At 61.6% G+C, this 16,677-nt stretch carries 13 protein-coding genes; 10 read left to right on the top strand and 3 right to left on the bottom strand.

Features of this window, described 5'->3' with window-relative positions; all coding sequences use genetic code 11:
• Positions 1-40: 40 nt before the first annotated feature.
• Together ACILSE_RS19210 and ACILSE_RS19215 are read right to left on the bottom strand one after the other, a co-directional pair.
• Positions 41-1,096, bottom strand: coding sequence for a sugar phosphate isomerase/epimerase family protein (locus tag ACILSE_RS19210; RefSeq protein ID WP_395719051.1), 1,056 nt, complete (start codon positions 1,094-1,096; stop codon positions 41-43).
• Positions 1,097-1,154: 58 nt separating this feature from the next.
• Positions 1,155-1,520, bottom strand: a complete 366-nt coding sequence (locus ACILSE_RS19215) for a hypothetical protein (RefSeq protein WP_395719052.1) — start codon at positions 1,518-1,520, stop codon at positions 1,155-1,157.
• Here ACILSE_RS19215 and ACILSE_RS19220 point away from each other — a divergent pair.
• The 10 genes from ACILSE_RS19220 (at position 1,519) to ACILSE_RS19265 (ending at position 13,398) form a co-directional block, all read left to right on the top strand.
• Positions 1,519-1,827 (top strand): hypothetical protein, encoded by a 309-nt coding sequence (locus ACILSE_RS19220; protein ID WP_395719053.1) that lies wholly within the window; start codon positions 1,519-1,521, stop codon positions 1,825-1,827. The genes ACILSE_RS19215 and ACILSE_RS19220 overlap by 2 nt on opposite strands.
• Positions 1,828-2,293: 466 nt before the next feature.
• Entirely contained in the window at positions 2,294-3,379 is a 1,086-nt protein-coding gene (gene rsmH / locus ACILSE_RS19225) for a 16S rRNA (cytosine(1402)-N(4))-methyltransferase RsmH (RefSeq protein ID WP_395719054.1), read from the top strand.
• Positions 3,376-3,744 carry a hypothetical protein gene (locus ACILSE_RS19230; RefSeq protein WP_395719055.1) on the top strand — a complete coding sequence of 123 codons (369 nt, stop codon included), beginning with the start codon at positions 3,376-3,378 and terminating at the stop codon, positions 3,742-3,744. Before rsmH ends, ACILSE_RS19230 begins: the two co-directional genes overlap by 4 nt.
• Before the next feature lie 3 nt (positions 3,745-3,747).
• Positions 3,748-5,613, top strand: coding sequence for a peptidoglycan D,D-transpeptidase FtsI family protein (locus ACILSE_RS19235; RefSeq protein ID WP_395719056.1), 1,866 nt, complete (start codon positions 3,748-3,750; stop codon positions 5,611-5,613).
• Positions 5,610-7,160 carry a UDP-N-acetylmuramoyl-L-alanyl-D-glutamate--2,6-diaminopimelate ligase gene (locus ACILSE_RS19240; protein WP_395719057.1) on the top strand — a complete coding sequence of 517 codons (1,551 nt, stop codon included), beginning with the start codon at positions 5,610-5,612 and terminating at the stop codon, positions 7,158-7,160. Before ACILSE_RS19235 ends, ACILSE_RS19240 begins: the two co-directional genes overlap by 4 nt.
• A complete protein-coding gene (gene murF / locus ACILSE_RS19245; protein ID WP_395719058.1) occupies positions 7,157-8,521 on the top strand; it encodes a UDP-N-acetylmuramoyl-tripeptide--D-alanyl-D-alanine ligase in 1,365 nt (454 codons plus the stop codon). Before ACILSE_RS19240 ends, murF begins: the two co-directional genes overlap by 4 nt.
• Positions 8,518-9,663 (top strand): phospho-N-acetylmuramoyl-pentapeptide-transferase, encoded by a 1,146-nt coding sequence (gene mraY, locus ACILSE_RS19250; RefSeq protein WP_395719059.1) that lies wholly within the window; start codon positions 8,518-8,520, stop codon positions 9,661-9,663. Before murF ends, mraY begins: the two co-directional genes overlap by 4 nt.
• Complete coding sequence (gene murD, locus ACILSE_RS19255; RefSeq protein ID WP_395719060.1) at positions 9,660-10,964, top strand: UDP-N-acetylmuramoyl-L-alanine--D-glutamate ligase; 1,305 nt, start codon at positions 9,660-9,662, stop codon at positions 10,962-10,964. The genes mraY and murD overlap by 4 nt, the downstream gene beginning before the upstream one ends.
• A 26-nt stretch (positions 10,965-10,990) precedes the next feature.
• The gene (locus ACILSE_RS19260) at positions 10,991-12,184 is read left to right on the top strand and encodes a LysM peptidoglycan-binding domain-containing protein (RefSeq protein ID WP_395719061.1); all 1,194 of its coding nucleotides are present in this window, start codon (positions 10,991-10,993) and stop codon (positions 12,182-12,184) included.
• Between the two features lie 68 nt (positions 12,185-12,252).
• The gene (locus tag ACILSE_RS19265) at positions 12,253-13,398 is read left to right on the top strand and encodes an FtsW/RodA/SpoVE family cell cycle protein (RefSeq protein ID WP_395719062.1); all 1,146 of its coding nucleotides are present in this window, start codon (positions 12,253-12,255) and stop codon (positions 13,396-13,398) included.
• Positions 13,399-13,453: 55 nt separating this feature from the next.
• Here the strand turns inward: ACILSE_RS19265 and ACILSE_RS19270 are convergent, their stop codons facing one another.
• A complete protein-coding gene (locus tag ACILSE_RS19270; RefSeq protein WP_395719063.1) occupies positions 13,454-16,624 on the bottom strand; it encodes a LamG-like jellyroll fold domain-containing protein in 3,171 nt (1,056 codons plus the stop codon).
• Positions 16,625-16,677 lie beyond the last annotated feature (53 nt).

Raw genomic sequence — 16,677 nt, forward strand, 5'->3', positions numbered from 1 at the left:
TCGTGATGAAGCGATGTATCGCGAAAAGGACCGGATGCAATCACGCATTCGCGCGCAGCCAGGCAAAGCTGCGTTCGCATTCGGCCTTCTGGTAGGCGATTTCGGCGTCTTTTTTGCCGGGTCCGTCGGGGGCTTTGAAGCTGTCGATCTTTTTGCCACGCTTCGCCATGGCGAGCCAGGCTTTGAACATGCCGCTGTCGCGATGGTTGGGGAAGATTTTCCAGAAGTCGTCTTTTTGATGCTCAAAAGGCCGTGCGAAACCGGAGATGGTCTCGACCTGGAGCGGAACGCCGGGGGCCAGCTCGGCGAACCGTTTCGCGTAGGCTTTGAAATCGACGATGCCTTCTCCGACAGCTGTCCATTGCACGACGACGGCACCTTTTTCATCCTCCCAGAGCATGCTGTCGCGCACGCTGCTGCAGATGGTGAGCGGGCCGAGCACTTCGAGATGCTTGAGCGGCTCCTCCAGCGCCCAGACTGCGTTGCCGGGGTCGATGTTTGCTCCGACGTAGCCTTTGCCCGCGGCTTCGATGAGTGATTTCAACTCATGCGACTGCATGTCACCCGCGTGGTTTTCGATGGCGATTTTGATGCCCTCGGCCTCGGCACGTGTTTGGTTGGCCTTGATGGATTTGACTGTGTTTTCGATGTGCTTCTCGATGCCGCCGTCCGTGGAGCGGTCTTTTTGATTGCCGAGATAGCAGCGGGCGACGGGGGAACCCAGGGCCTTCGCGATCTTGATGGTGAGGGCGAGATGATCCGCGCCGGTTCCGTTCGCGGGCTTCCACGTGTTCGAGCTTTCGCACACGCTGCCGGTGCCGACGTAGATTTTCACGCCCAGTCGGTCGGCCTGCTCCTTGAGGCTCTTCAAATAGGCGTCCTCAAAGTTTTCAAACACGATGAGCTCGGAAAGGAAGATCGTGTCGAGCTTCAAAGACGCGGCGTAGTCGATGTATTGCGCGGCTTTCCAGCCGGTGGCGCGTACTGAGAAATGGTCGAGGCCGATGGCGAGTTTTCCGCCCTGGATGGCGGCATTGGCAAATGACGGCGCTGCAGCCGCGGCGAGGGAGCGTGCGAGGAAGGAACGGCGGTTCATGCCGCGCATGCTAGCGGAGCCGTTTCTGCTGTCGATCACGAATCCGCAGCCGGGGAAATCAGCGGATGATCAGTTTTACCGCTCCCTGGCCCTGACGGTCGTCCGCCGAGGAGACGAGAATCTGCGCGAGATGATGACCCGTGCGCCAAGGAGCGCCGTTGATCGGCTTCACCTGGAGCAGGTAGGCACCCGTGCCGACATTGCGGAAGGAGGTGATGTTGTTGCTGAAGGGAGCCTGCTGGCCGGGAACCTCGAAGTACTCCATGATGGTGAAATGATCTTTCGTCAGATCAGTGACAGGCCAGCCATTGCTGCTCACGAGCACAAGGATGTTCGCCGGATGCGTGTTGCCGTTTGCCGCTGCTCCAGCGGAAGATTGGGCGGAGATCGTGAGAGAGGTGGCACCGCCAGCGCCGCTTTTCATGACGATTTTTGGAGCTGCGGGCGCAACTGGAGCAGGTTTGGCCGCCGGAGCTTCAAACACAGGTTTTAAAACAGGAGCCGGCTCCGCTTTTTTTGCGGGTGCCGCAGCGGCGGGCTTGGGAGAGGCTTTGGGCTTTACGGCCGAGGGACTTTTGGCAGGAACCGGCTTCTTTTTGGCTGGCGCTGCTTTTTTAACGGGAGCCGGCTTTTTTGGGGAGACGGGCTTTTTGGCAGTTGCCTTTTTGGGAGCAGGTTTCTTGGCCATGGCGGTTGTTGGGTCAGATTTGTTTCAATTTCCGCGAGGCTAGCAATACTTCGGGTGATCTGTCGAGATTCCTCTTGGGGCTGTGACGCAAATAATAGAGGTGGGCATGCCGAGGAGCCACACCTGCCAACATGGCATCGTGAAAACGTAGGAGACGTTTTGGGGTATCGGGAGCAGGAAACGAGTTAGCTCCTTGAGCTGCTTGGTTTGAGGGTATCTCTAAAACCTCCAATTGTTCTAACGAACAGCATTTGAGTAATTCTATGCAAGGGTGAAAATTCTGAAAATACACGATTGCCAAGGCAACACACCCTAGATTATAAGGAATAGTTAAATTTTAAGTTCTGACGGCCTGCTTGCCTCGTTTTGCCCGCGGAACGTCATGCCACCCAAGTTATTCTCTTATGATTGCGCTTCCTGCAGCCGGATTTTCCCTGCCGCGCTACTCGGACCGGCTGCCCCGGAACGGGTATCCGTCCTTGCGATCATGGCTGAGAAGTATTTCCAGAATGATTGGAGTTTATCAGGTGGGGGGCTGGCCTTGGTTTGGTGCGGTGGACGCGATGGATGACCTCATGCCTTGGGGGCGTGGCACCTTGGTGACGCGTCCGGGAGCTGGGGGAGGGGGGGATTCGCCGGAATCCACGCCGCCGGAGCAGGTTTCCCGAAATCTGCCCTTTTATCACGCCCCAGTGCTGCTGCAGGAGGTGATCGAGATGCTCCAGCCGGCTCCCGGCAAGCTCATTTTCGACGGCACGTTGGGCGGCGGTGGTCATTCGGAGGCTCTGCTACAACATGGAGCGCGTGTCGTGGCCATGGATCAAGATCCGAATGCGATCAAGCACGCGACAGAACGCCTGAAACCCTATGCGGCTCAGTTTTGCGCCCTGCGAGGCAATTTCCGTCACTTCCCGCAGATTGTGGAGGAAACCGGTGTCTCCGGCTTTGACGGCATGCTTGTGGACATCGGGGTTTCGAGTCATCAGCTCGACGATGCAGCGCGCGGCTTCTCATTTTCCAAGGACGCGCCGCTCGACATGCGCATGGACACCGATTCGCCGCGCACCGCCGCTGATCTTGTCAACACCGACGATGAAGGCGAGCTCGTGCGCATCTTCTTTGAATATGGCGAGGAGCAAAACGCCCGCCGCATCGCCCGCGCCATCATCAAAGCGCGCGCCTCACGCCGCATCGAGACCACGCTGCAGCTCGCGGAAATCGTTGCCGCAGCCTCGCCGAAGCGCGGAAAGCGCCACCCGGCCACGCTGGTGTTTCAGGCGCTGCGCATCGCCGTGAATGACGAGCTCGCCGCGTTGCACGACTTTCTCGCCGCGGCGCCACGCTGGTTGAAGCCTGGTGGACGTCTTGCCGTCATCTCCTTTCACTCGCTTGAGGACCGCATCGTGAAGCAAACGCTGCAGCATCTCTCCGCGCCCCACCTCGACCGTCCTGAATGGCCGGAGCCGAGGAAGAATCCCGACTGCGTGCTGAAACTGCTCACCCGCAAGCCCGTGCAGGCGACGCCGCACGAGATCGAACTCAACCCGCGTGCCCGCAGCGCCGTGCTGCGTGTCGCCGAACGTCTTCCCGCATGAGCAGCCGCAACCAGTATCGCAACCGCCTCGGCATCTCCGCGATCTCGGCGATTCTCGTCGTCGTCGCTTCGCTCGCCCTGGCCGGGCTCGGCATCGTCGTCAGCAAAAACCGCGTGCGCGCCATCGGCGAGGAACAGCGCAAGGTTGAGGCCGAGATGCGCCTGCTGAACGCCGAGATTCTCGCCCTGAACAACAAGATCGAAACACTCCTCACGCGCGACCGTGTGCAGCCGCGCCTCACCAGCGCGGGCACACTGCTGCGCCCGATCACAAAGCGAACGCTGCTTTCGCTCAAACCGGTGCCCGCGGCGGCCGGTACGAGCGGCGCGGAGTCCGCGCCCTCCATCGCCCAAACCACCCCCTAGCCAGTGAGCCAGCCAATCCCGAACCAAGCCCAGCTTCGCCGCGACCGTCCGGTCTGCAGCCGCATGCTTGTGTTGATGTTCGTGCTGCTGGCGGGCTTCTCCCTTGTGACATGGCGTCTCGCGGTCATCCAAATCAAGGAGTCACCGCGTCTGGCAAAGCTCGCCGCGCAGAAATATCAGCGCCACATCGTCCTGCCCGCGCATCGCGGCGCCATCAAGGATTTCAACGGCGAATACCTCGCCCACGACGAGGACGTGAGCGAGCTTTACACTGACCGCACACACCTTCGCGAGCTCGTCACCGTGCGCCATCAACTCGCGGCCGTGCGCGGAGTGAAGGCGGTTGAGTTGCGCGAGCAGCTTGACGAGGATGAAACCATCTCGGCCTACCACGATCACGTTGCCAAGGTCCTCGCGGAAATCCTGCCCGCGCCGGAAAAAGAAATCCGTGAGCAGCTCGCCTCCGACAAACCGGAGATCGTCCTCGCAAAACAGGTCGATGAGGAAACCGCGAAGCAGTGGAGCATCCTTTTCAAAGCGGAGCACATCTTCGGCATCCACATGCGTCCCGCGGTGGCGCGTCGCTTTCCAGCAAAGGATCGCCTTTCACTCGTTTTGGGCGACACGGACGCCGCGAGCAACAAAGGCCGCTGGGGCGTGGAAAAGATGATGGATGCGAAGCTCACAGGCACGCCGGGCGAGCAGTTCATCGAGCGCGACAAGTTTGGCCACGAGCTGCCCGCCTATCGCGGCCTTGTCGTCGAACCTCGGCACGGCAGCGATGCCTACCTCACCATCGACATGCAGTTGCAGGACAATGTCGAGGCCATCTGCGAGCGCGCATGGAAGGCGAACGAGGCGCGGCGTGTCGTCATTGTCGTCACCGAGCCCTCCACCGGCACCGTGCTTGCCATGGCCGCGCGCCCGCATCGCGACACGAGCAATCCTGACCTCAGCACATGGACCAACCATGTGATCGCGGAGCCCTACGAGCCCGGCTCCATCTTCAAGGTCGTCACGCTCGCTGCCGCGCTAGACAACCAAAAAGTCACGCCCGGCGAGAAGATCGACTGTTGCCAGATGTTTTACGAAGACCCCGTCCGAAAGGTGAAGCTCAGCGACGACGAGCCCCTCGGCATGCAGACGGTCAAAGGCGTGCTCGTCCACTCCAGCAACATCGGGATGTACAAAATCAGCAAACGCGTCGGCCAGGATCTCATGCTCGACTACACGGCGCGTTTTGGTTTCGGCTCGACCACAGGCATCGGCCTGCTCGGCGAGAAGGCCGGTTATGTGAACACCGGCAAGTGGAGCAACACCACCTACTCGCGCATGCCCATCGGCTACGAGGTTTCCGTCACACCGTTGCAAATGTGCATGGCCTACGGGGCGATTGCGAACGGCGGCGTGCTCATGAAGCCCCGCCTCATCGACCGCGTCGTCAAAGAGAACGGCGAGACCGAGGTCATGCCGCCGCAACCCGTGTGGCAGGCCTGCACCGCGAAAACCGCCGCCTCTCTGCGCGATTTTCTCGAAGGCGTCGTCCTCGAGGGCACCGGCAGCCGCGCCGCTTTGCCGGACGTGCGTGTCGGCGGCAAAACCGGCACCACCCGCCGTTATGATCCTGAAAAGAAGCGCTACATCGACGGCTCCTACCTCACCTCGTTCATTGGCATCGCTCCGGTCGATAATCCGCAGCTCGTCTGCCTCGTGATGCTTGATGATCCGAAGGCCGAAAGCTCTAAAATGATCCGCGGCGGCCGTGTCGCCGCGCCGGTCTTTGCCGAAGTCGTGCGCGAGACGCTCGACCACCTCGCCATCCGCAACCACCAGCCGCTCAAAGTCGCCGCGAAAGGAGGTGCGCAATGAAATTGCGTGATCTCGTCCCGCATCTCGACAAGCCCGCCGTGTCCGGCAGCCTCGACACCGAGATCAAGGGCCTCACCTATGACTCCCGCAAAGCAGGCCCCGGAATCGCCTTCGTCGCCATCCGTGGCACGCATGCCGACGGGCACGCCTTCATTCCAAAGGCTGTCGAACTTGGTGCCGCCGCGATCATCGCCGAGCAAGCGCCTGCGGACGATTGTGTCACTCCATGGATTCATGTTCGCCACTCGCGCATCGCCCTCGCGGATGCCGCCGCGGCGTTGAATGGACATCCCGCGAAGTCGCTCACCATCGCCGGTGTCACCGGCACGAACGGGAAGACCACCACGGCCTTCCTCATGCATCATTTGTTCAACACCGCGCAACTGCGCAGCGGTCTGCTAGGCACGGTGTTTTATGATCTCGGTGGAGGGCAGCATGTTCCTGCCACGCACACCACGCCGGAGTCGCTCGAAATCCAGGGTCTGCTCGCGCAAATGCGTGACAACGGCTGCCGCGCCTGCGCCATGGAGGTTTCCTCGCACGCGCTGGATCAGGATCGTGTCCACGGTCTGCCGTTTGCCGCCGCCATCTTCACGAACCTCACGCAGGACCATCTGGACTATCACGGCACGATGGAGAAGTACTTCGAGGCCAAGGTGCGCCTGTTTGAAATGGCCGCCGCCGAGCCGCGTAGCGCGCTCATCATCAACGGCGACGATTCCTGGGGCCGAAAACTCATCGAGCGCTTCCAGCACACCGGCCGCGTCACACGCTTTGGTTTCGGCGTGCACAATGAATTCCGCGCCATCAACGTCCGCTACGACCTCACCGGCACCAACTTCGAACTCGAAGCACGTGGCCGCAGTTTTCTCGTGCGTCTGCCGTTGATCGGCGATTTCAACGTTTGCAACACGCTCGGCGCCCTGGCCGCCGCGCACGGTGTCGGTTTGAATCTGCGCGAGGCCATCGCGAACATGCAAAAAGCACCCCAGGTGCCCGGCAGGCTCGAGCGCGTCTCTGAAAACGCCCGTTTTCATGTTTTCGTGGATTACGCGCACACACCTGACGGCATCATCAACGCGTTGAAAACCGTCCGCGCGCTCCGTCCGCGCCGCATCATCACCGTGTTTGGCTGCGGCGGCGATCGTGACCGCACCAAGCGCCCGAAAATGGCCGCCGCCGCCGAGGAGGGCAGTGACATTTGCGTGCTCACTTCCGACAATCCGCGCACCGAAGACCCCGAGCAGATTCTAAACGACGCCAAGGCCGGCTTCGCCCGTCCAAAGAACCACGCCATCATCGCAGACCGTCGGGATGCGATCCGTGTCGCTCTCGAAAACGCCTGGGAGGGCGACATCGTCCTCATCGCCGGCAAAGGCCACGAGGACTATCAGGACATCAAAGGCAAAAAACATCCCTTCGACGACCGCAAGGTCGCCCGCCAGCTCCTTCACGAACTCAAGGCCGCCCGCGCCAAGGAACGTGAGGAGAAGGCCGCCGAACGCGAAGCCATGCGCGGCGGATTCAATCGTCCAGACCGTCGATGACACCCATTCCGATCCAAACTCTCGCCCAATTCGCCGCAGGCACGCTGCGGGGCGATGGATCGCGTCTGGTGACCCAGGTGAACACCGATTCGCGCAAAATCACCAGCGGGGATGTCTTTGTCGCGCTTGTGGGTGACAAGTTCGACGCTCACAAATTTATCCCGCAGGTCGCCGCCGCGGGTGCTGCCGCGGTGGTTGTCAGCAAGATCAATCCGGCCTGGGGCGCGCTGCCCTGCGCGGTGATCGAAGTCGGCGACACCTTGGTAGCGCTGCAGCAGATGGCGCGCGGCTACCGGCTGCATCACAGCCCGCTCATCATCGGCCTCACGGGCAGCAACGGCAAGACTTCGACGAAGGATCTCGCCGCCATCGTGATGTCACGGAAGTTCGTGACACGCGCCACTTTCGGCAACCTGAACAACCACATCGGTGTGCCGCTCACCCTGCTCTCGCTTCAGGAAGGGGAGCAGTGCTGCGTCACTGAGATGGGCATGAATCATCCCGGCGAGATCAAGGTGCTCACTGACATCGCCGCTCCTGACGCAGGAATCCTCACGAACGTCGGCATGGCCCACATCGAGCACATGGGCACTCAGGACGCGATCGCCTGGGAGAAAGCCACGCTGCCCGCACAGGTGAAGCGTGGCGGCATCGTGGTGCTGCCGGCGAATGACAAATACACGCCCGTCATCGCCCGCCATTGCCAGGCCGCCGTTTCGACGGCCGGAGTCGGCTGCGGTGATGTCAGCGCCTCGAATCTTCGCGCTGATGGCACCGGCACCACCTTCACGCTCGATTTCAGCGGCGAGAAAGTCGAGACACGTCTGCCCATTCTCGGCGAGCACATGGTCAGCAACGCCGCGCTCGCCGCCTGCATGGGCTGGCGGCAGGGCATCGCACCCGCGGACATCGCGGATGCGTTGAACCAGGCAAAGCTCACCGGCGGCCGCGTGGAGCCTAAGATGGTCCGCGGCGTGCAGTTCATTGACGACTCCTACAATGCCAATCCCGACAGCATGATTGCCGGCCTGCGCACGCTGAGCACGCTGGGCGACAAAAACAGCCGACGCGTGGCCGTTCTCGGCCGCATGGGCGAGTTGGGGCCGATCGCGGAGGCCGAACACCGCCGTGTGGGCGAATTCGCCGGGTCACTCAAACTCGACGCTGTGTTCAGTGTCGGCGGCAGTGAGGCCGAATGGATCACCGAGGCCTCGAAGGCCGTCCCGTCCGAGCATTTTCCAGATCAGGCCGCCTGCGCCGCACGTCTGCGCGAGTGGCTGCGTGAGGGTGATGTCGTGCTGCTCAAGGGCAGCCGCTCCGCGCGGATGGAACAGGTCCTCACGCATTTTTCCGCATCATGATGTACTGGCTTTACGAACTCAGGGAATGGCTCACCGCTCATCAATGGATCAGCGATGACGCCGCTCTGTACAAAATCCTCAACCTCTTCAAGTATCACACCTTCCGCGCCGGTGGAGCAGCCGTCACTGCATTCGTGCTTTCGCTGGTTTATGGCGAGCGTTTGATCCGCAAGCTGATCTCCCTCAAGATCGGCCAGCCGATCCGCACGGCCGAGGAAGTTCACAAGCTTTACGAGCTGCATGGCAAAAAAGCCGGCACTCCGACGATGGGCGGCATCCTGATCCTCGGTGCGATCGTCCTCTCGACGCTTCTGTGGGCAAAGTGGGACAACATCATGGTTTGGATCGTCTTGTTCACCACCGTCGGCCTCGGCGCGCTCGGCTTCCGTGACGACTACCTCAAGATCAGCAAGAAGAACTCGAAAGGCGTCAGCGCGCGCACAAAGCTCGTGTGGCAGACCTCCGTGGCCGTCGTCGCCGGCTTCCTCTTTGCCTATGCCGTTCCGGAAGACAACGGCATCACGCTGCGCGCGCTTTACCTGCCCTTCGTGAAGGACGCGGTCATCACCGACATGCACCTCTTCGCAGTCGCATTGTTCGCGCTCATCATCGTCGGCTCCTCGAATGCGGTGAACCTCACCGACGGGCTCGACGGCCTCGCCACCGGCTGCTCGCTCACCACCTCCATCGCGTATGCCGTGTTTGGCTACGTCTGCGGCAACGCCCGCTACTCCGAGTACCTCGGCGTTGCCCACAACAGCCTCGCCAACGAGCTGCCCATCGTCGCGATGGCGCTTGCGGGTGCATGCCTCGGCTTCCTTTGGTTCAACGCCCATCCGGCGAAGATGTTCATGGGTGACACTGGCTCGCTCGCGCTCGGCGGCTGCATCGCCACCATCGCCATCGGCTGCAAGCAGGAGATCGTGCTCGCCCTCGTCGGCGGTGTGTTTGTGATGGAGGCCTGCAGCGTGATTCTGCAGGTGTGGAGCTTCAAAAAACGCGGCAAGCGCATCTTCCGCATGGCGCCGATCCACCACCACTTCGAGCTCGGCGGCTGGCATGAAAACCAGGTCATCGTCCGCTTCTGGGTGCTTTCTCTCCTCTTTGCCATGCTCGGACTCGCCACGCTCAAACTTCGATGAAGTACGCCTCACAACGTCTCGCCATTCTCGGCGCTGGTCGCAGCGGCCTCGGTGCCGCGCGTCTGGCGCGCCTGCATGGCGCGGAGGTGACGATCTTCGATGAGGCCGACAAGGCGAAGCAGGTCGAAGACTTCAAATGTGTGCTCGGACAAGCCGCGCGCGATCTCGTGATCAAGCCGGGCGATTTTGACCTCGTCATCATCAGCCCCGGACTCGATGAGCACTGGCCGCTGCCGGCGAAATTCACCTCCGCAGGCGTGCCGCTCGTTGGCGAGACGGAGTTTGGCTTCAAACTCACCGACATGCCGATGGTCGCCATCACCGGCACGAACGGCAAGAGCACCTGCACGGAGCTCATCGCGGCGCTTTTCAACGGCTGCGGCATGAAGTCGATCCCCTGCGGCAATCATGGCATGTCCTTGAGCGAAGTCGTCGCCAGCGGCGTCCGCTACGACGTGCTCTCGCTGGAGATCAGCAGCTTCCAGCTCGAAACCATCCGCACGTTCCGGGCGAAAGCTAGCCTGTGGCTCAACTTCGCCCCCGATCATCTCGACCGTTATCCCGGCATGGCGGAGTACTTTGCCGCGAAGGCCCGCATCTTCGAAAACGTCACCGAAAACGATGTCGCCATCGTCAGGGCAGGGGAAACGGTTTCGAGCGGCAACGCGCTGCGCTGGACCTTCTCCGCTTATGGCGCTGAAGCCGACTACAGCTACGCGAACGGCAAATTCTACCATTCAGGCCGCGAGATCGGCTCCGCCGCGGGTTTGAGGGTGCGTGGCAAGCACAACATGGAGAACGTTTTGGCCGCCTTGATGGCTGGAAAGGTCTATGGGCTCGAGTTCGATGCCATGCTGAAGGCTTTGGCCGACTATGAAGTGCCGCGCCACCGCTGCGAGCTCGTTCGCACGCTGCGTGATCGCGAGTACATCAACGATTCCAAGGCCACCAACCTCCACGCGCTCGAAGCCTGCCTGCGCAGCCAGGAACGTCCCATCGTGCTCATCGCCGGTGGGAAGGACAAGCAGCTCGACTACACGCCGCTGCGTGCCGAATTGAAGGGCCAGGTGCGTGCGATGGTGTTCATCGGCGAGATTGCGCAGCAACTCGAGCAGACCTTTGGCGACCTGCTGCCCTGCAAGCGTGGCAAAGACATGGCCGAGGCCGTTTCGCTCGCCACGCAGCTCTCCCAGCCCGGCGATGCCATCATCCTGAGCCCCGGCACCTCCTCTTTCGACATGTACACCGGCTACGGGCAACGCGGAGATGTGTTCCGCGAGGCCGTCCTTTCCCTGACCTGAATTTCAAATCCAACCCAACACGTCCCATGAAAATGCAGACGACCAGCAAACCCAAGAAAGAGAAGAAACTGCTTCTCAACCTCATCGACGGCGAACGTCACCGCCACCGCGTGGCGCTTGTCACCGAGGAGGGAGAATGGAACCAGCACGAGCCAAACTCAGGCATGGCGCGCATGTTCGTCGTAATGCTCCTGGTTCACGTCGTCCTCATCGGCGGCATCATCATCTATGATTTCATGGGCGACGAGGAGACGCCGCAGCAGACGGTCACGCAGGCCGCCCGTGCGATGAGCAGCAGTTCCACCTCCGGTCTGCCGGAGGCGTCCCCGGAGATCGTCAGCGCGCAGGCGCAGGCCGCCGCGAACACGGAGCTGTTTGACAACTATGAGATGCGCTCTGGCGACTCGCTCAGAACCATCGCCGCGAAGTTCGGCACGACCGAGGAGGAGATCACCAAGCTCAACATGATCGACAAAGGGCTGCAGATCGGCCCCGGCACGATGCTCCGCGTACCGAAGCAAGCAGTGCCGAGCGCGATCCCTGTCGATCCGAAGACGCTCAAGCCGAAAGACGTCGCCGAGGAGGTGCCGAAAGCCATTCCTGTGCAGGACCAGCCTCCGGTGACGAACAAAGAGCCGAGCGAGGCCGTGAAGCCCTCCGAGGCTCCTGCGAGCCTCTCTGCCGCGACGACGCCGATGTCGTTGATCGCCCCCGGCGAGGCGTCGTCCTCGGCCGGTTCGCTCGCCGCTGCCGCCGATCTTCCCGCGACCGCTGCCGCTCCGCCTGAGTCCACCGTGGCCGCCTTGCCACCACCGACGAAGCCCAATGTGGTGTCGTTGCTCCAGGAAAATGCGCCTCAGGTCGAGGACAAGCCGAAGCAGGCCGCCAAAGCCGAGCCGAAGCCGCTCGCGAAACCCAATCCCGTGCCGCCGCCGACACAGATGCTGAAAAAGATCGCCGACACGCCGCCCGCGACGAAGAAAACAGAACCCGTGAAGAAATCGGTCGCTGATGCTCCGCCCGCGCCGAAAAAATCCGAGCCTGCCAGAACTGTTCCAAAAGCCGTCGCCGCCCGCACGCACACCCTGCAGCCTGGCGAGACGCTTTACCGTCTTTCCTCGAAATACGGCGTCTCCGTCGCCGCCATTCAGAAGGCCAACAACATCAAGAATCCCAACGCCATGCGGGACGGCATGAAGCTGGTGATTCCGGCGAAATAAAACCGCGCCTGCGGTTCTCATTTCGCGGTCCGCCGTTGAACTGAGGAACGTGAACAGCGAACCGAGTCATGGCCAAACACTCCATTTTCCTGCTCATCCTATCGGCGGTCTCGCTCATCGCGCTGGGCATCACCATGCTCGCGAGCACAACCTTCGAAGTCGCGCATGAGGGTGCCGAGGATTATGTGACACTATGGCGGCAGCTCGTGTGGCTGGGTGTGGCGGTAGTCGCATGCTTCGTCACGGCGCTGGTGGATTACAATGCTTGGATGCGCTGGCGCTGGCACATTTTGATCACTGCCGCCGTGCTGCTGGCGCTTTGCTACGCGCCGGTGATCGGCATCAAGATCAACGGTTCGAAACGTTGGATCGGCTGGCAGTCACTTCGTGTCCAGCCCTCGGAATTCGCGAAGATCGCTCTCATCGTCGCGCTGGCGGGCTGGTTCGCCACGTATGAGGCGCTGGCGCGCACGTTCTGGCGTGGATTCGCGCTGCCGGGTTTGATTTTGATGGGAATCGTCGGCCTGATTGGGTGCGAGTTCGACCTCGGCAGCGCCTTGCTGGCAGCGACGGTCGGAATGGGCGTGATGTTCGTGGCCGGGACGAAGATTCGTTATCTGGCGCTGATCATCTTGATCTGCGGTGGCGGCCTGTGGGCGGGTGTGAAGTATCTGCCGAACCGCTTCGAGCGCATCATGGTCACCTTTGATCTCGAAAAGCACAAGGAGGGCCTCGGATTGCAGCAGTGGGTGTCAAAGCTCGCCTTCGGCTCCGGCGGCATCGAGGGCCGTGGTCTGGGCGAAGGCCGCATGAAGCTCTCCTACCTTCCTGAGGCGCACACGGACTTCATTTTCCCGATGGTCGGCGAGGAACTCGGGCTGCGCGGCACCGCGGGCGTGGTGCTGGCCTTCGCGATTCTTGTGATGAGCGGCTTCATGGTCTCCGCCTACGCGCCGAACCGCTTCGGCAAGCTGCTCGGCGCGGGGCTGACTTTTTTGCTCGGTATGGAAGCCTTGTTGAACATGGGCGTGACCACCGCGCTGCTGCCCAACAAGGGCCTTCCGCTGCCGTTCGTCAGCTACGGTGGCTCCAGCCTCGTCGCCGCGATGGCCGCCGTGGGCATCCTCATCAACATCCATCGCCAAGGCGTGCATCTGACCTGGGACCAGCTCCCCGTGATCCGCCGCAAGCGTCGCTGGACACCGCAGTTGTGAATCCAGATAAATCGTTGGGCTGCTGCCACTTGGACAGGCTGGAGTCCATGAAAGGTCATTTTGCGACCCGCATCCACTTCACCGCCTGCATGCCGCTTGCGAGTTCCTTCACCCGGATCTCCCACGTGCCCGGATCGTCGTTCGGAGCCAGGTTGAGGCTGAGTTCGACGATGCCGTTCTCGGCGGCGTAGAAGCCGCTCCCTTCTGCAGCGTTGCCATTCGCGTCGCGAATATCGACCCGCACAGGGATCACCGCCTTCGTCGGCGCTTCCTGCGTGGTGGTGATGCGGGCGCTGACTTTGGCGGTGTTGTTGAGCGTCGCATTTTCCGGCACGTCGAGCTGGATGCCGAGGAGCGGCTTCGGCATCACCATGAAGATCTTGCCATCGCAGGGGCCGAGTTCGACCGGCCAGTTCATCGAGCCGTCGTCGCCGCGCTGGGGCACAATGAAGCTCGTGCCGGTCAATTCATACACATTGGCCGATTCAGCCTTCAAACTCACGATTCCCTTCGAAGGCAGGCCGTTTTCCATCACCAGGCCGTGCTGGCCCACGTAGCTGCCGGGCTCGCGTTTGTCATTCACGACGAAAACATACGTCGCATCGCCAAATTTCCGCGTGCGCACGATGATCTCCGGATTGTCGCACGTCGCCTTCTGCGGCAGCTGAAAGCCACCGAGCGTCTTCGCCAGCTCCAGCACCTTGTTCTTGTCCTCCGCAGCCTTCTTCTCGCGCTTGAAACTCTGAATCGTGAAATCGGCCTTCAACCCAGGGCACAGAAACTCATCCGCCACGATCTTGCCGCCTTTCTTCTGCCAGTCGGCGATGCGGGCCACCACGGACTTCGTCAGCACATCGCAATACGGCATCACCAGCACCTTGCGACCGCTGAGCCCGCTTTTGAGCAGCGTTTCCTCGAAGATAATGTCCGTCTGCACATGCGCATGCTGCAAGGCGAGCCACACATCCGCCTCCCAGCCCATGTTCGAGCCGTAGCCGCCGCGTCGCGCGAACATTTGCGACGTGAAGCCCTCCAGGAACGCCACCTCGCTCCGCTCATCCGGAATCGCCATCAGCGTCGGCCCCAGAGGCTCGATCACGTCGTGAATGAGCTGCTTCAGCACCGGCGCGGTGCTCGGATTCGTGAAGCGATACGCCGCCGGACTGTCTGTCTGCACCAGCGACTGCCAGCCGTGATACATGATGCCTTGAATCGGCCGCGCGATTTTCGTCCACAGCGCTTCCTTCAAATGCATCGGCGCGATCGTGATGTAGGCCGCCTCCGGATCGTGATCCTCCCACGCCACGACCTCACCCGGTGCCTTGCTGCCGATGGGGGCCGTTTGCGAACGATACCAAATAAGCTGCGTCATCTTCATCACGCGCTGATTCTTCCCGCTCGCCGCGCTCATCGCGAAAAGCTGATCGGCGCACATACCGATCTTCTGCGGATCGGGATAAGTGTAGGTCCAGTGCGAGATCACATCCACACCGCCGCCCGCGCCGCTGATGCTCGGCTGCCGCACCGCCGGATCAAAGAACGTCCACACGCGACTCGCGGTGCTTTTCACGCCTCGATGCAGCGCGGTGTGCAGGCCGTTCCAGCCATCGCCCACCGTCCAGAACCAGCGCAGGTATTTCAAAATCGGATTGTCATCCGCGATCACACGATCCGCTGGAAAGTCCTTCAGCTTTGTCCAGTCCACGCCCCACTTCGCCGTGACCTCCGCCGGAATGTCCGTGCCGGCGAACTTCTTGTAAGCCTCCACATCCACCGTGTTGAAGCTCACCTGATTGTTATCACGTACCTCCGTGTCGATCAGCGCGGTGGTGAAGGCCGGATGATCGCCGTAGGCCTTGCCGACGCTCGCGCCCACCGTTTGGAAAAACGGCGCGAACTCCGGCGTCGCGGCGGCGATGTCTTTTCGCGCATACGGCACGCCTTTTCGATCCACGCGCAGGTTTTTCGCATCCGCCTCCAGCGTGTCGTGCGGCGAGAGACTGGCGACGACCTCCAGACCGTTTGCCAAGGCCTCGTCGAGGTAGGCACGGTTTCTCGCGATGTATTCCGGCGACCCTGGCGGCAGGATTTTTTTCTCCTTCCACATCTCCGCCGCTCCCTGGCCGCTGAGTCCGATGAAATGCGTGAAACCGAGGTCCTTGAGCCGCGCGATCTCATTCCCGCCCGCGCCCCACATGATCACCGGCATGCGCGGCGGCATGCGCGGCACGATTTTCAACGTCGCACTCTGCTCCGTCGCGTAGCCACCGCTTTCAAATCGAGCACGCAGGTCGTAGTCGCCCGCCTTCAGTGCCGTGTTCAGCGTGTATCGCGCCGTGAAAGCCTTTCCTGCTGCCAGATCCGGCAGAATGAAATCCTCCGTCTTGCCGCCGAGGCTCACTTTGAGCGACGCGGCCTTCATCACGTCCCGTTTCAGATTCGTGACCACGATGTCTATGGGCCTCGCTGTCTCCATGCGCCGCCAAACCGCCCGCGTCGTCGCGATCTGCATCGCCACGCGCTCAAAGCTCAGCACGCCGTCGCAGACGCGCACCTCGTCGATGAAGCCGGGAAAGCCACCGTAGTTGCTGCCCAACCGATCGCCGATGCTCAGCTCCTTTTTACCCGGCACCACGGCTCCAAAGCCCTCCAGCCTCGCGCCGCCGGCTGACGTGCCGTTTCGATAAAACTTCCCTTCGCCCGCGCCATCATAAGTGAAGGCCACATGCTGCCACTCCTCGCCCAGCTTGAACGGCAGCGAGTAGATCGTCTTCGACTCCGCGCCAAAGCCCAGCGTCACCCACATGCGCCGCAGGCCGCCTTTGTCCGCCTCGCCGATCTGCCACTGGTAGTCCGTGTGATCGACATACTTCTTGTCGAGCAAGAAGCAGCGCAGCTCCGGTTTGAACTCTGCCTTCGCCTTGATCCACATCTCCAGCGTGAACGCGCTCTTCACCGGCAGCACGCTCACCAGCGCCGCATGCCGTTTGTCCTGCACGGGAAAACCCGGAAACGACTCCAACCCGCCACCAAACCGCCCCTTGGCCGTCAAAACAGCTCCGCTGAGCTTCAGCCCGTCTTCCTTCTCAAACGCCCAATGCCCCAGCACATGCTTGCCGCTGGCATCGTCTTTCGTGTAGCCCGTTTCCCAGGTCTCTTGGAGCGCAGAAGCGGCGAGCGGCAGGCAAAAAACACCCAGAAGAAAGAGTCGGGACGGTTGAAACATGGCCCATCAATACGAACCCGAACGCAGCCTTCGCTCAGCGAAGACGACCGCGA

The organism is Prosthecobacter sp., assembly GCF_044236155.1.
In the GTDB taxonomy this organism is placed as follows: Bacteria; Verrucomicrobiota; Verrucomicrobiia; order Verrucomicrobiales; family Verrucomicrobiaceae; genus Prosthecobacter.